The following is a 15451-nucleotide window of genomic DNA, read 5'->3' on the forward strand; positions in this document are numbered from 1 at the left end:
TCTTGCTGGCCGTGCTGCAATGCATTCATTCGATCACTGCCTAGCAGGCCATCATGTCATCGAGTTCGTTCAGTCAGTCACTGCGTCGCCTGTGGGGCCAAGACAAGTTCAGCTACAGCATCCGGGTCACCATCGCCCTCACCGGCAGCCTGGCCCTGTGCTGGTACCAGAACGAGATGGCACTGCTGATTCCACTGTTCCTCGGCATCATCGCCAGCGCCCTGGCCGAGACCGACGACAGTTGGCAAGGCCGCCTCAGCGCCCTGGCCGTGACCCTTCCCTGCTTTGCCATCGCAGCGCTGGCAGTCGAGTTGCTGTTCCCCTACCCGTGGATCTTCGTCGGCGCGCTGGCGCTGGCAGCGTTCGGCCTGACCATGCTCGGCGCGTTGGGCGAGCGCTATGGCGCGATCGCTTCGGCGACGCTGATCACCTCGGTGTACACCATGATCGGCGTGGACCAGCGTGGCGGCCAGGTCAGCGACTTCTGGCACGAGCCGATGCTGCTGGTAGCAGGCGCCGCCTGGTACGGCCTGCTTTCGGTGCTGTGGCAGGCGCTGTTTTCCAACCAGCCGGTGCAGCAGAGCCTGGCCAGGCTGTTTTTCGAGCTCGGCAGCTACCTGAAGCTCAAGGCCAGCCTGTTCGAGCCGATCCGTAACCTCGATGTCGAGGCCCAACGCCTGGAACTGGCCCGTCAGAATGGCAAGGTGGTCGCGGCGCTCAACGCGGCCAAGGAAATCATCCTGCACCGGGTCGGCAACAGCCAGCCGAACTCCAAGGTCAGCCGCTACCTCAAGCTGTATTTCCTGGCCCAGGACATCCATGAACGGGTCAGCGCTTCACACTACCCTTACAACGCCCTGACCGAAGCGTTCTTCCACAGTGATGTGATGTTCCGCTGTCAGCGCCTGCTGCGTAAACAGGGGGCCTCCTGCCAGGAACTGGCGCGCTCGATCCGCCTGCGCCAGCCCTTCGTACTGGCCAGCGGATTCGCCGAAGCCCTGGAAGACCTCAATGCCTCGCTCGAACACCTGCGTATCCAGAGCAACCCGGCCTGGCGCGGCCTGCTGCGTTCGCTGCGCGCCCTGGCTGCCAACCTGGCGACCCTCGACCGCTTGCTCAGCGCTGCCAGCAACCCCGACAGCCTGGCCGATGCCAGTGACAGCAGCCTGCTCGACCGCTCACCACGCAACCTGAAGGACGTGTGGACACGCTTGCGCACCCAGCTGACACCGACCTCGCTGCTGTTCCGTCACGCCCTGCGCCTGCCGCTGGCACTGTCGATCGGTTACGGCATGGTGCACCTGATCCACCCGACCCAGGGCTACTGGATCATCCTCACCACCCTGTTCGTCTGTCAGCCCAACTATGGCGCCACCCGGCGCAAGCTGGTGCAACGGATCTTCGGCACCGCGATCGGCCTGACTGTCGGCTGGGCGCTGTTCGACCTGTTCCCCAACCCGGTCATCCAGTCGCTGTTCGCAGTGGCTGCCGGGGTGGTGTTCTTCGTCAACCGCACCACCCGCTACACCTTGGCCACCGCAGCGATCACGCTGATGGTGCTGTTCTGCTTCAACCAGATCGGCGATGGCTACGGCCTGTTCCTGCCACGCCTGTTCGATACCTTGGTCGGCAGCCTGATTGCCATCCTTGCGGTGTTCCTGTTCCTGCCCGACTGGCAGGGCCGCCGCCTGAACAAGGCGCTGGCCAACACCCTGGCCTGCGCCAGCGTGTACCTGCGCCAGATCATGCAGCAGTACGCCCATGGCAAGCGCGACGATCTCGCCTACCGCCTGGCCCGGCGCAACGCCCACAACGCCGATGCGGCGCTGTCGACCACCTTGGCCAACATGCTCATGGAACCGGGGCATTTCCGTAAGGAGGCCGATGTCGGCTTCCGCTTCCTGGTGCTGTCGCACACCTTGCTCAGCTACCTGTCAGGGTTGGGCGCGCACCGTGACACGGCCTTGCCGGCAGAGGTGCAGGAGCAGTTGATCGATGGTGCCGCGCAGACTCTGGCCAACAGCCTGGACGAGATAGCCAATGGCCTGGCTGCCCAGCTGCCGGTCGCGATACACAGTGATGCCGAAGAATCGCTGGCCGCCGCCCTGGAGCAAATGCCGGAAGAACTGGATGAGCACCAGCGGTTGGTGCAGACACAGCTGGCGTTGATCTGCCGGCAGCTGGCGCCGTTGCGGACCTTGGCCGCCCATCTCATCAAAGAGGCACAGGCGGCTTGAGCGGCGTAGCGTCAGAAGCCATGCTGGCGTAGCAGCCGCGCATAGCTGCCATCGGCCTTCATGCCTGCGATGGCCTGCTCGAAGCGTTCGACGATCTGCTGGTGGTCGGGGTGTTTCAGGCTCACCAGGATATGCAGGGTATTCTCCGCCAGCGGCGGCTCTACCAAGGTCACCCCATCGCGCACGTCCTGCGGCTCGCGCTGCAGGTTGTAGCGCGCCACGTATTCGTCTTCCACGGCCAGGTTCACTCTGCCGGCTGCCAGCATGCGCACCGCGGTGGAGAAGTTGCGCACCGCCACCTTGTGCAAGCGGGTATCGCCATCGAAAGCGGGTGAATAGGCGTAGTCGCGCACCACCGCGATGCTGTAGGGATAAAGGTCGCCCTGGCTTTTATAACGGAACGTGTCGCCCTTGCGCTTGAGCAGGCGAATGCGGTTGTTCAGGTAGCCCTTGGAAAACTGCCCGATCTGCTGGCGCGCGTCGTTGTACCAAGCGTTGATCAGCACGTCGTAGCGCCCCTCGCCAACGCCCATCAACGCTCGCGCCCAAGGCACTTCCTCATAGCTGCTGGAGTACCCCGCGCGGGCCAGCGCGGTTGTGACCAGGCTGGTCGCCAGGCCGCCGCCTGGCATGGCACTGTCGGTGAACGGCGGCCAGGTGTCAGCTACCAGACGCAGTCTGTCCTGGCCGAATACAGGTGCTGCCAGGAACAGGCCCAGCAAACCCAACGTGCGAAGCAGAGGCCGCATGCAGAAGTCCTTTTGCAGTGGAAGGCACACACTGAGGAAGGCGACGCGCAGATGAGAATACACAAAGGCTACTCTTTGGGCAGCGGCCAATGATGTCATTTAGCCTCTATTTTGGCCGAGGCGGGGAAATTTGCGATGATCGGCCATCCATTTCGAGGAGTTACCACAATGTCCATCCACTGGCTTTGCAAGCACCACTCCGACCTCGACACGCATGAGCTCTATGCCATCCTGCAACTGCGTACCGCCGTGTTCGTGGTCGAGCAACGCTGCGCCTACCAGGAAGTCGATGGCCAGGACCTGACGGGTGACACCCTGCACCTCATGGGTTGGCAGGATGACAAGCTGGTGGCCTACCTGCGCCTGCTCGACCCGCAGTCGCAGGGCGGCGATGTGGTCATCGGCAGGGTGGTGACCTCGCCCGAGGCGCGCGCGCTGAAACTCGGCCATCCGCTGCTGATGAAAGGGCTGGAAGCAGCCGGGCATTGCTGGCACGGGACACCGGTGTATCTGTCGGCGCAGGCACACCTGCAACGGTTCTATGCCCGGCACGGTTTTGCCGTGGTGGGCGAGCAGTACCTCGAGGATGACATCCCGCATATTGGCATGCGCAAGGTCATGGATACCCCAGTACTGCCTTGATCTGCCGCAGGTGCCGGATGATCCACTGCTTGTCGATCGCCCCCCAGTCATGGATGCGGTAATGCCCGGCATGGTTGCGTGCGCCTTCCTGCTGCTCGAACTCGCAGACGATGTCCAGGTCGGCGAGTGCGGCGATGGTGTCCTGTGCCGTGCGCCGCGGCATGCCGGTGGCCTCCATCAGCGCCGGCACGCTGGTGGCGGTCTGGCTATCGATCAGCCAGGCCACGTACAGGCGGCGGTAGAAACTGCTCTTGGTCTTGCTCACATCCATGCTGCGTGATCCTTACAGGTTGCCTGGCAACTCCCGGTAGGTCAGGTAGACGCGCAGGTCGAATTCCAGTTGGTGGTATGCCGGCTCCATATGCTGGCAGAGCTGGTAGAACGCCTTGTTGTGATCGCGCTCGCGCAAGTGCGCCAGTTCGTGCACCACGATCATGCGCAGGAACTCGGGCGCTGCCTCCTTGAACAGCGAGGCAATGCGGATTTCCTTCTTTGCCTTCAGCTTCCCGCCCTGCACCCGCGAAACCGCGGTATTGAGCCCCAGGGCCCGATGGGTCAGGTCCAGGCGGTTGTCGAACAGCACCTTGTCCAGGTTTGGCGCACTGCGCAGGTACTGCTGGCGCAAGTCCTGGGCATAGCCGTACAGCGCCTTGTCGCTCTGCACGTCATGGCGGCCCGGGTAGCGGCGCTGCAAGTACTCGCCCAGGCGGTCGCTGTCGATCATCTGCCGCACCTGCTCCTGCAGGTGCGGTGGGTAGGCTTGCAAATAGCGTAATACGGTCATGGCATGGCATTCGGCGTAACGAATGCCGATTCTAGCCAATCACGGCAGCAGCCAGGGAAAAATCACCGGGAAGCCAGTGGCATCGGCCGCTGTCATCGGGTGCGCGACCAGAAAACCCTGGACGTAGGCGCAGCCGTTTGCCTTCAGCCACGCAGCCTGGGCCTGCGTTTCGACCCCTTCTGCGATCACGGTGATGCCATAGTCTGCACACAGGACGATGACACTTCGCACCAATGCGGCATCCGGCGCCGAATCTGGCAGACGCGCCACCAGATGGCGGTCCAGCTTCAAGGTGTCGATGGGCAGGTCGCGCAACATGCGCAACGAACAGTCGCCCGCGCCGAAATCGTCCAGCGCCACGCGAACGCCCAGTTCGCGCAGGCGGTGAATCTGCTTGATCGCCGCGTCGATGTTGTACATCAGCGAGGTCTCGGCAACCTCGACCTCCAGTTGCGACGGGTCGAGCTGATAATCCTGTATCACCCGCTGCAGTTCATCGACCAGGCTGGGCATGGAGAATTGAGCGCGACTCAGGCTGATACCCAACACCAGTTCCGGGTCGAAACGCTGGCACCAGGCCTGGCGCTGAGCGGCCCCCTGGCGGTAGATCCAGCTGGCCAGGCGGTTGATCAGCCGAGCCTCTTCCAGCAAGGGTATGAACAGCCCGGGCGGCACATCGCCAACACTGGGGTGTTGCCAGCGCAACAGCGCCTCGAAGCCCCGAAGCTTGCCATCGGCAAAGGCAACCTGCGGCTGATACACGAGGCTGAAATCCTGTACCTCGATGGCATTGCGCACGCTGTCTTCAAGCATCAGCCGCGAGCGGGCGCGACCATTGAGTTCCTGATCATAGAAGCGGTATTGCTGGCGACCGGCCCGCTTGGCTGCATACATCGCGGTGTCGGCCGCGCGCAGCAGGCCTTCGACATTACCCCCGCAGTCAGGGAAGGTGGCGATGCCAATGCTGACGCCCAAGCAGATGTCGATGCCGTCCACCTGCTGCTGGATCGACACCCGCTCGAGCAGTTTTTCGGCATAGCGCCCGGCCTGCTCCGGGTACGGCAGGCCGTCGAACAATGCGGTGAATTCGTCGCCGCCCAAGCGTGCCAGCAGCGCCTCGCTGCCCAGGCATTCCTTGATCTGCTCGGCCACCCAGAGCAGCACCCGGTCACCCGCTTCGTGGCCCAGCGAATCGTTGATCCGCTTGAAGCCATCGAGGTCCATGTACATCAGGGCCTGGGCCTTGTTCGAGCGCTCGCCGCGCAGCAACGCGCCTTCGGCGGCCTGGTAGAAACCGCGACGGTTGAGCAGCCCGGTCAGCGGGTCGGTCACCGCCTGGTATTCGAGTTGCTGATGCAGGTTACGCTCCACCGACATGTCCAGCACCGTGACCACCATGGCCTGCTGCTCCGCCGGTAACGGCGCGCAGGACAGCGCAACGGGGACCAGCTGGCCACCGGGGGTGCGCAGATGGGCATCATGCACCCGCACGATTTGCCGTGCGAGGTAGGCGTTGCGGAACTCGGACTCGCTCCACAAGGTGGCATTGGCCAATTGCAGCAGATCGAGCAGCTGGGCACCCTGCAAGTGTTCCACCGAGCTATGCAGCAAGCGCGAGATCGCCGGGTTGGCAAAGCTGATGACACCCTCGGCGTCGACCACCAGGATGCCTTCGGCGGCATTTTCCAGGATCGAGGCGTTGAACGCCCGGGCAGCCTCCAGCTCGCGGGTCAGCTGCTGCAGCATGCGCCGGCTGCGCTGCTGGTCCAGCTGCGCCTGCACCTTGGGCTTGAGAATCTGTGGATCGAACGGTTTGAACAGGTAATCCACCGCACCACTGGCATAGCCCTTGAGCACGGCGGCATCGGACTGCTCGTTGGCGGTGAGGAAGATAATCGGGGTCAGCCGGGTTCGCTGGCTGCCGCGCATCAGGCGGGCGACCTCGAAGCCGTCCATTTCCGGCATCTGCACATCGAGCAGTACCAGATCGACTTCATGTTCCAGCAACGTCCCCAGGGCTTCCATCCCCGAGCTTGCAGTCAGCACTTGCCAATCGTTGCGCGCCAGCAAGGCGCGCATACTGATCAGGTTTTCCGGGTAATCGTCTACCACCAGGAGAACCGATTTGCCATCCAGTGGTTCAGGGTAAGCGCCATCCATGCTGCTTCTCTTGTTTGACAGACTTCGACTTGCTATTGGATCCAGCTGATACTCTAGACCTGCAGTTGCGACAAGCAATGCAATCAGATCGCTATCAATTGATTAGTTTCACGGTAGCCGACTAACGGTCGCCGTGCAGCATTTTCGACACATAAAAAACCCGCATCGCTGCGGGTTTTTCATTGACGCTGGTGGATCAGTTGACCTTGGCAGCCAACTCACCTTTCAGGTAGCGCTGGAACATGCCTTCCAGCGAGATCGGCTTGATCTTCGAGGCGTTGCCGGCAGTGCCGAACGCTTCGTAACGGGCGATGCACACGTCGCGCATGGCTTTCACGGTTTCGCCGAAGAACTTGCGTGGGTCGAACTCGCTCGGGTTCTGTGCCATCAGGCGGCGCATGGCACCGGTGGACGCCAGGCGCAGGTCGGTGTCGATGTTGACCTTGCGCACGCCGTGCTTGATGCCTTCGACGATCTCTTCGACCGGTACGCCGTAGGTTTCCTTGATGTCGCCGCCGTACTGGTTGATGATCGCCAGCCACTCTTGCGGGACCGAGGAAGAACCGTGCATCACCAGGTGGGTGTTAGGGATGCGCTTGTGGATTTCCTTGATGCGGTCGATTGCCAGTACGTCACCGGTCGGTGGCTTGGTGAACTTGTAGGCACCGTGGCTGGTGCCGATGGCGATGGCCAGGGCGTCGACCTGGGTCTTCTTGACGAAGTCGGCGGCTTCTTCCGGATCGGTCAGCATCTGGCTGTGGTCCAGCACACCCTCGGCGCCGATGCCGTCTTCTTCACCGGCCATGCCGGTTTCCAGGGAACCCAGGCAGCCCAGCTCGCCTTCTACCGAAACGCCACAGGCGTGGGCCATGGCGACGGTCTGCTGGGTGACGCGGACGTTGTACTCGTAGTCGGTCGGGGTCTTGCCGTCTTCACCCAGCGAGCCGTCCATCATCACCGAGCTGAAGCCCAGCTGGATGGAACGTTGGCACACGTCAGGGCTGGTGCCGTGGTCCTGGTGCATGCACACCGGGATGTGCGGGAATTCTTCGATGGCAGCCAGGATCAGGTGGCGCAGGAACGGGGCACCGGCGTACTTGCGGGCGCCGGCCGAAGCCTGGACGATCACCGGGGAGTCGGTCTTGTCGGCCGCTTCCATGATGGCGCGCATCTGCTCGAGGTTGTTGACGTTGAAAGCCGGAACGCCGTAACCGAACTCGGCGGCGTGGTCCAGCATCTGGCGCATGCTAATGAGTGCCATTGTGTATCTCTCTCCCGACAAGCGTCGTTTGTTTCGTGCAAGCCTGCCGCAGGGGCGGTTGCTGTTCAAGTAGTGTGGGCCGCCTGTGCGGCCCGGCCAGTCACGGTGCCTTGCAGCCCCGCCCAATCAGATCGTTGGTTGCCACCCAGTACACCAGGCCTTCGTCGCCCTTGGTGTGGAAGGCCAGCACGCCATCGCTGTACAGCGCGCCAGAGGCGCCCGGCTCGGCCTTGAGCCGATAAACCTGGTCACCGCCGCCGAGGCGTACGTCAACCTGGTCCCGCTGTGCATCAGCGAAGCGCCACAGCACTTCGGCCTGAGTGTCACAGACCCAGCGGGTCCAGTTGCCCGCCGGGGCGGAAGGTGCAGGCTGTATCAGCGAGCATCCTGCCAGTGTCGCCAGAGCCATCGAGGCCAGTAGCGCTTTCATTACATATCCTCTAGAGGACCACATAGCGGTCACTTGGTTGCCTGCTCCGACGAAACGCACGGCATCAGGGGCAACCCGGCGCCTGGCGCTGGTGTTCTTCGTCGTACTTTTCCAGGCCGTCCGGGCCAACGCGCTTGCCGATGACCGGCACGGTCTCGGCCTGCCACGCGGACTGGTAGCAACCGCCCTTGGGCGGCTGCGCCGGGTCGGCCTCCGAAGACGGGCTGCTGGAGCAGGCGCCCAGCAGGCCGGCCAGAATCATCACAGGCAATTGCTTGACCATCAGGTCGCTCCCTTTGCCAGGCGCCGCCATGGTCAGGCTTTTGCCCGCTCTTCCAGGATCGCCACGGCTGGCAGCACCTTGCCCTCGACGAATTCGAGGAAGGCACCGCCACCGGTAGAAATGTAGGAGATATCCTTGCTGACGCCATATTTGTCGATGGCTGCCAGGGTATCGCCGCCACCGGCAATGGAGAACGCTGCACTTTCAGCGATGGCCTTGGCCAGCACCTTGGTGCCGTTGCCGAACTGGTCGAACTCGAACACGCCGACCGGGCCGTTCCACAGGATGGTCTTCGACGACTTCAGCAGCTCGGCGAAATGGGCAGCGGTCTGCGGGCCGATGTCGAGGATCATGTCGTCGGCGGCAACGTCGGCGATGGCCTTGACGGTGGCTTCGGCGTCCTCGGCGAACGCCTTGGCAACCACGACGTCGACCGGCAGTGGCACGCTGACCTTGGCGGCGATGGCCTTGGCGGTTTCGATCAGGTCAGGCTCGTACAGCGACTTGCCCACCGGGTGACCGGCAGCAGCCAGGAACGTGTTGGCGATGCCGCCACCGACGATCAGCTGGTCGCAAACGCTGCTCAGGCTGTTCAGCACATCCAGCTTGGTCGACACCTTGGAGCCGGCAACGATGGCCGCCATTGGCTTGGCCGGGGCTTTCAGGGCCTTGCCCAGCGCGTCCAGCTCTGCAGCCAGCAGCGGGCCAGCGGCAGCCACCTTGGCGAACTTGGCAACACCATGGGTGGAGCCTTCGGCCCGGTGAGCGGTGCCGAAAGCGTCCATGACGAACACGTCGCACAGGGCGGCGTATTGCTGGGCCAGCTCGTCGGCGTTCTTCTTCTCGCCCTTGTTGAAACGTACGTTCTCGAACAGCACCAGGTCACCGGCGCTGACTTGAACACCGTTCAGGTAATCGGCAACCAGCGGCACTTCACGGCCCAAGGCCTTGCTCAGGTAGTCGGCGACCGGCTTGAGGCTGTTCTCGGCAGAGAACTCGCCTTCGGTCGGGCGGCCCAGGTGCGAGCAGACCATTACCGCCGCACCCTTTTCCAGGGCCAGCTTGATGGTCGGCAGCGCTGCCAGGATACGCGCATCGCTGGTTACCACACCGTCCTTCACAGGTACGTTGAGGTCTTCGCGGATCAGTACGCGCTTACCTTGCAGGTCGAGGTCGGTCATCTTCAACACGGTCATGAATGCAGTCCTTCAGGGCTGTTTGCTGCGGGTTGGGTGGACGACGTGCAGATAGTGTTCGGCAACGTCGAGCATACGGTTGGCAAAACCCCATTCATTGTCGAACCAAGCCAGCAAGTTCACCAGGCGTGGGCCTGAAACGCGGGTCTGGCTGGCATCGACGATCGCCGAATGCGGGTCATGGTTGAAATCACAGCTGGCGTGAGGCAACTCGGTATAGGCCAGCAAGCCTTTCAGCGGGCCGCTCTGCGCGGCCTCGCGCAACACCCGGTTGACCTCGGCCGCACTGGTATCGCGGGCGGTCTGCAGGGTGATGTCCAGGCACGAGACGTTGACGGTCGGCACGCGTACCGCTTTGGCCTGGATTCGCCCGGCAAGTTCCGGAAGCAAGCGCTCGATGCCACGCGCCAGCCCCGTGGACACCGGAATCACCGACTGGAAGGCCGAGCGCGTGCGGCGCAGGTCCTCGTGGTGATAGGCATCGATCACCGGCTGATCGTTCATCGCCGAGTGGATGGTGGTGATCTGCACGTACTCGATGCCGAATGCCTGGTCCAGCACGCGCAACAGCGGGACGCCGCAATTGGTGGTGCAAGAGGCGTTGGACACCAGGCGTTCGTGGCCCGTCAGGCAATCCTGGTTGATGCCGTAGACCACGGTGGCATCGACATCGGCCTCGCTGGCCATGGGCTGCGAGAACAATACGCGCGGTGCGCCAGCGTCGAGGAAACGCTGGCCATCGGCGCGGGTGTGATAGACACCGGAGCACTCCAGCACCAGGTCGATACCCAGGGCGGCCCAGTCGATGCCTTCAGGGGTGGCGCTGCGCATGACCTTCACGCAGTCGCCATTGATATGCAGACAGTCGCCGTCGACCTTCACCTCGCCGGGGAATCGCCCGTGGGTGGAGTCGAAGCGTGTCAGGTATTCGATGCTGGCCTGATCGGCCAGGTCGTTCAGCGCAACGATCTCGAAACCGGCCTTTGCCCCCCGCTCGAACAGTGCGCGCAGGACACAGCGGCCAATGCGGCCGTAACCGTTGAGTGCAACTTTGTAGGGACGCGGGTGGGGCATTCGTTGGCTCGCTAACGCATGATGGCTATTGGGGCCGCCATGCGGCCCATTCGCGACACAAGGCCGCTCCCACAAAGACCGCGATGCAAGCGGACCCTGTGGGAGCGGCCTTGCGCCGCGAACGAGGGCCTACGGCCCTCGCCTTGCCTGTATCAGTCTTCCAGCAGCTCTTCGGCGGTACCCAGGATGTTTTCCAGGGTGAAGCCGAATTCCTCGAACAGTGCAGCGGCCGGCGCCGACTCACCGTAAGTGGTCATGCCGATGACACGACCTTCCAGGCCGACGTACTTGTACCAGAAGTCCGCGTGGGCGGCTTCGATGGCGATGCGTGCCGCGACTTCGACCGGCAGCACCGATTGCTTGTAGGCCGCGTCCTGGGCATCGAACACGCTGGTGCACGGCATGGAAACCACGCGCACCTTGCGGCCCTGCTCGGTCAGTTTGGCGTGCGCCTGAACGGCCAGGCCCACTTCCGAACCGGTGGCGATCAGGATCAGCTCAGGCTCGCCAGCGCAATCCTTGAGCACATAGCCGCCGCGGCTGATGTTGGCGATCTGCTGGGCGTCGCGATCCTGGTGCTGCAGGTTCTGACGCGAGAAGATCAGTGCCGATGGGCCGTCCTTGCGCTCCAGGGCGTTTTTCCACGACACGGCTGATTCGACCGCGTCGGCTGGGCGCCAGGTGTCCAGGTTAGGCGTGCTGCGCAGGCTGGTCAGCTGCTCGATCGGCTGGTGAGTCGGGCCATCTTCGCCCAGGCCGATGGAGTCGTGGGTATAGACGTGGATGACGCGTTGCTTCATCAGGGCCGACATGCGCACGGCATTGCGGGCGTATTCCATGAACATCAGGAAGGTCGCGCCGTAAGGCACCAGGCCACCGTGCAGGGCGACGCCGTTCATGATGGCGGTCATGCCGAACTCACGCACCCCGTAGAACACGTAGTTGCCGCTGGCATCGTTGGCTTCGACGCCCTTGCAGCCCTTCCACAGGGTCAGGTTGGAGCCGGCCAGGTCAGCCGAACCGCCGAGGAACTCAGGCAGCAACGGGCCGAAGGCGTTCAGCGCGTTCTGGCTGGCCTTGCGGCTGGCAATGGTTTCGCCTTTGGCGGCCACTTCGTTGATGTACGCCTGGGCCTTCTCGCTGAAGTCGGCCGGCAGCTCGCCGCTGGCACGGCGCTTGAACTCGGCAGCCAGCTCCGGGTAGGCCTTGGCGTAGGCGTCGAAACGCTGGTTCCAGTCGGCTTCGGCCTTGGCACCGGCAGCCTTGGCATCCCATTCGGCGTAGATGTCGGCCGGGATTTCGAACGGACCGTGGTTCCAGTTCAGTTCCTTGCGGGCCAGGGCGATTTCGTCGTTGCCCAGCGGCGCGCCGTGGCAGTCTTCCTTGCCCTGCTTGTTCGGCGAACCGAAACCGATGATGGTCTTGCAGCAGATCAGGGTCGGACGGTCGCTCTTGCGCGCGGTCTCGATGGCCATCTTGATTTCATCGGCATCATGACCGTTGACGTTACGGATCACCTGCCAGTTGTAGGCTTCGAAACGCGCCGGGGTATTGTCGGTGAACCAGCCGTGCACTTCGCCGTCGATGGAGATGCCGTTGTCGTCGTAGAAGGCGATCAGCTTGTTCAGGCCCAGGGTGCCGGCCAGCGAGGCGACTTCGTGGGAGATACCTTCCATCATGCAGCCGTCGCCGAGGAACACATAGGTGTGGTGGTCGACGATGGTGTGGCCGTCACGGTTGAACTGGGCGGCCAGCACTTTCTCGGCCAGGGCGAAGCCCACGGCGTTGGCAATGCCTTGGCCGAGCGGCCCGGTGGTGGTCTCGACGCCAGGGGTGTAGCCGTATTCCGGGTGGCCAGGGGTGCGGCTGTGCAGCTGGCGGAAGGCCTTGAGGTCGTCGATCGACAGGTCGTAGCCAGTCAGGTGCAGCAGCGAGTAGATGAGCATCGAGCCGTGGCCGTTGGACAGCACGAAGCGGTCTCGGTCGGCGAAGTCCGGGTTGCTCGGGTTGTGCTTCATGTAGTCGCGCCAAAGCACTTCGGCGATATCCGCCATGCCCATGGGGGCACCTGGGTGGCCGCTGTTGGCCTTTTGCACGGCATCCATGCTGAGGGCACGAATGGCGTTGGCACGTTCACGACGGCTGGGCATCGCTGATCTCCTGGGGCTTGAATAGGTGGTGTCACGAAAAAGGCGGCCATTTTCGCCCACTGCGGGGGCTGGGGGCAATGACGGATGGTCGCAGTTGGGGGATTTTCCTGTGATTGGCCTGCATAACGGCGAAAAAACCGCCAGGCGTACCCGCCCATCAGCCAATATCAAAACTTTTTGATATTGGCCTTGCGAGGGCAGCCCTGCCTGTCTAGACTGCCGACCCATGAACCTCCGTGCGCAACCGATCCCTCAGCAAAGCGACACACTGGCCGCCCTGTGCAAGGCCAGTGGCGATGCGCTGCGCCTGAACGTGTTGCGCGCCCTGGCCAGTGATTCGTTCGGCGTGCTGGAACTGGCGCAGATCTTCGACATCGGCCAGTCGGGCATGAGCCATCACCTCAAGGTACTGGCCCAGGCCGAGCTGGTGGCCACACGGCGCGAAGGCAATGCGATCTTCTACCGTCGTGCCCTGCCCGACGGCCAGCGCTTCGGCGGGCGCCTGCACATGGCCCTGCTCGATGAGGTCGACGACCTGACCCTGCCGGAGGACGTCCAGGCCCGTATCGCCCAGGTGCAGCAACGCCGCGCCGCCACCAGCCAGGACTTCTTCTTGCGCGTGGAAGAAAAATTCCGCGCCCAGCAAGACCTCATCGCCGGCTTGCCGCAATACCGCGAGAGCCTGCTGGCGCTGCTCGACAAACTGAACTTCGCGCCGACCGCCAGCGCGCTGGAAGTCGGCCCCGGCGATGGCGGTTTCCTGCCAGACCTGGCACGGCGTTTCGCCCAGGTCACGGCCCTGGACAACAGCCCGACCATGCTCGAACTGGCGCGCCAGGTCTGCGAACGCGAACGCCTGGGTAATGTAAACCTGCAGTTGGCCGATGCACTGGGTGCAACGGATGTGGAAGCCGACTGCGTTGTGCTGAACATGGTCCTGCACCATTTCAGCGACCCGGCCCTGGCCCTGCGCCAGCTGGCCAAACGGGTGAAGGCAGGCGGCAGCCTGCTGGTCACCGAACTGTGCAGCCATGACCAGGGTTGGGCGCGGGAAGCCTGCGGCGACCTCTGGCTCGGCTTCGAACAGGACGACCTGGCCCGTTGGGCCACAGCAGCCGGGCTGGTCCCCGGGGACAGCCTCTATGTGGGCTTGCGTAACGGTTTCCAGATCCAGGTCCGCCATTTTCAGCGGACGGCTGGCGACACTCACCATCGGTAAATTTAGGAACCCGTCGAGATGAGCGAATACTCCCTTTTCACCTCCGAGTCCGTGTCCGAAGGGCATCCGGACAAGATCGCCGACCAGATTTCGGACGCGGTCCTTGATGCCATCATCACCCAGGACAAGTACGCCCGCGTTGCGTGTGAAACCCTGGTCAAGACCGGTGTCGCCATCATCGCCGGCGAAGTCACCACTTCCGCCTGGGTCGACCTGGAAGAACTGGTGCGCAAGGTCATCATCGACATCGGCTACAACAGCTCCGACGTCGGCTTCGACGGCGCCACCTGCGCGGTGATGAACATCATCGGCAAGCAGTCGGTGGACATCGCCCAGGGCGTCGACCGCTCCAAGCCGGAAGACCAGGGTGCAGGCGACCAGGGCCTGATGTTCGGCTATGCCAGCAACGAAACCGACGTGCTGATGCCAGCACCGATCTGCTTCTCGCACCGCCTGGTCGAGCGCCAGGCCGAAGCACGCAAGTCCGGCCTGCTGCCGTGGCTGCGCCCGGACGCCAAGTCCCAGGTCACCTGCCGCTACGAAAACGGCAAGGTGGTCGGTATCGACGCGGTGGTCCTGTCGACCCAGCACAACCCTGAGGTCTCGCAGAAAGACCTGCAGGAAGCCGTGATGGAGCTGATCGTCAAGCACACCCTGCCGGCCGAACTGCTGCACAAGGGCACCCAGTTCCACATCAACCCGACCGGCAACTTCATCATCGGTGGCCCGGTGGGCGACTGCGGCCTGACCGGCCGCAAGATCATCGTCGACTCCTACGGCGGCATGGCCCGTCACGGTGGTGGCGCGTTCTCCGGCAAGGACCCGTCCAAGGTCGACCGCTCCGCCGCCTACGCCGGCCGCTACGTGGCCAAGAACATCGTTGCCGCCGGCCTGGCAGAACGTTGCGAGATCCAGGTGTCCTACGCCATCGGCGTGGCCCAGCCGACCTCCATCTCGATCAACACCTTCGGCACCGGCAAGGTGTCCGACGACAAGATCATCCAGATCGTACGCGAGTGCTTCGACCTGCGCCCGTACGCCATCACCAAGATGCTCGACCTGCTGCACCCGATGTACCAGGAAACCGCAGCCTACGGCCACTTCGGCCGCGAGCCGCAGCAGAAGACCGTCGGCGACGACACCTTCACCACCTTCACCTGGGAACGTACCGACCGCGCCCAGGCGCTGCGTGACGCTGCCGGCCTGTAATTTTCCTGCAGCGGTAACCGAAAGCCCCTGCCGAGTGATCGGCAGGGGCTTTTTTGT

14 protein-coding genes are annotated in these 15451 nt (G+C 63.3%); 4 read left to right on the plus strand and 10 right to left on the minus strand.

The window, feature by feature from the left end:
• The first annotated feature begins 53 nt into the window (after nt 1-53).
• Entirely contained in the window at nt 54-2237 is a 2184-nt protein-coding gene (yccS, locus tag L6D64_RS10740) for a YccS family putative transporter (RefSeq protein WP_176508208.1), read from the plus strand.
• 11 nt (nt 2238-2248) lie between these two features.
• Here yccS and L6D64_RS10745 read toward each other — a convergent pair whose 3' ends face one another.
• Entirely contained in the window at nt 2249-2986 is a 738-nt protein-coding gene (locus L6D64_RS10745) for a substrate-binding periplasmic protein (RefSeq protein ID WP_176508207.1), read from the minus strand.
• A gap of 168 nt (nt 2987-3154) precedes the next feature.
• On the opposite strand from L6D64_RS10745, the gene L6D64_RS10750 reads away from it, so the two are divergent.
• Nucleotides 3155-3628, plus strand: coding sequence for a GNAT family N-acetyltransferase (locus L6D64_RS10750; RefSeq protein WP_176508206.1), 474 nt, complete (start codon nt 3155-3157; stop codon nt 3626-3628).
• On the opposite strand, the gene L6D64_RS10755 is transcribed toward L6D64_RS10750, so the two are convergent.
• The 9 genes from L6D64_RS10755 to tkt all read right to left on the minus strand — a co-directional run bounded on the left by L6D64_RS10755 (nt 3603) and on the right by tkt (nt 12966).
• Complete coding sequence (locus tag L6D64_RS10755) at nt 3603-3899, minus strand: winged helix-turn-helix domain-containing protein (RefSeq protein WP_054887923.1); 297 nt, start codon at nt 3897-3899, stop codon at nt 3603-3605. The genes L6D64_RS10750 and L6D64_RS10755 overlap by 26 nt on opposite strands.
• Nucleotides 3900-3911: 12 nt before the next feature.
• Nucleotides 3912-4412, minus strand: coding sequence for a M48 metallopeptidase family protein (locus tag L6D64_RS10760; RefSeq protein WP_027920691.1), 501 nt, complete (start codon nt 4410-4412; stop codon nt 3912-3914).
• 39 nt (nt 4413-4451) lie between these two features.
• Nucleotides 4452-6572 carry a putative bifunctional diguanylate cyclase/phosphodiesterase gene (locus L6D64_RS10765; protein WP_176508205.1) on the minus strand — a complete coding sequence of 707 codons (2121 nt, stop codon included), beginning with the start codon at nt 6570-6572 and terminating at the stop codon, nt 4452-4454.
• 196 nt (nt 6573-6768) lie between these two features.
• On the minus strand, nt 6769-7833 hold the full coding sequence (gene fba, locus L6D64_RS10770; protein ID WP_008093958.1) for a class II fructose-bisphosphate aldolase: 1065 nt from the start codon (nt 7831-7833) through the stop codon (nt 6769-6771).
• Nucleotides 7834-7933: 100 nt separating this feature from the next.
• Nucleotides 7934-8263 carry an MliC family protein gene (locus L6D64_RS10775; protein ID WP_176508204.1) on the minus strand — a complete coding sequence of 110 codons (330 nt, stop codon included), beginning with the start codon at nt 8261-8263 and terminating at the stop codon, nt 7934-7936.
• Nucleotides 8264-8327: 64 nt separating this feature from the next.
• The gene (locus L6D64_RS10780) at nt 8328-8546 is read right to left on the minus strand and encodes a hypothetical protein (RefSeq protein ID WP_176508203.1); all 219 of its coding nucleotides are present in this window, start codon (nt 8544-8546) and stop codon (nt 8328-8330) included.
• 32 nt (nt 8547-8578) lie between these two features.
• Nucleotides 8579-9742, minus strand: coding sequence for a phosphoglycerate kinase (locus L6D64_RS10785; RefSeq protein ID WP_054887926.1), 1164 nt, complete (start codon nt 9740-9742; stop codon nt 8579-8581).
• A gap of 12 nt (nt 9743-9754) precedes the next feature.
• On the minus strand, nt 9755-10816 hold the full coding sequence (gene epd / locus L6D64_RS10790) for an erythrose-4-phosphate dehydrogenase (RefSeq protein ID WP_054887927.1): 1062 nt from the start codon (nt 10814-10816) through the stop codon (nt 9755-9757).
• A 152-nt stretch (nt 10817-10968) separates the two neighbouring features.
• Nucleotides 10969-12966, minus strand: coding sequence for a transketolase (gene tkt / locus L6D64_RS10795; RefSeq protein WP_176508202.1), 1998 nt, complete (start codon nt 12964-12966; stop codon nt 10969-10971).
• A gap of 226 nt (nt 12967-13192) precedes the next feature.
• Here tkt and L6D64_RS10800 point away from each other — a divergent pair, with 226 nt between their 5' ends.
• Both L6D64_RS10800 and metK read left to right on the plus strand, forming a co-directional pair.
• Entirely contained in the window at nt 13193-14185 is a 993-nt protein-coding gene (locus tag L6D64_RS10800) for an ArsR/SmtB family transcription factor (RefSeq protein WP_176508201.1), read from the plus strand.
• 18 nt (nt 14186-14203) lie between these two features.
• Nucleotides 14204-15394, plus strand: a complete 1191-nt coding sequence (metK, locus tag L6D64_RS10805; protein WP_060510781.1) for a methionine adenosyltransferase — start codon at nt 14204-14206, stop codon at nt 15392-15394.
• The last annotated feature ends 57 nt before the right edge of the window (nt 15395-15451 follow it).

The organism is Pseudomonas urethralis (assembly GCF_021602465.1).
Taxonomy (GTDB): Bacteria; Pseudomonadota; Gammaproteobacteria; order Pseudomonadales; family Pseudomonadaceae; genus Aquipseudomonas; species Aquipseudomonas vlassakiae.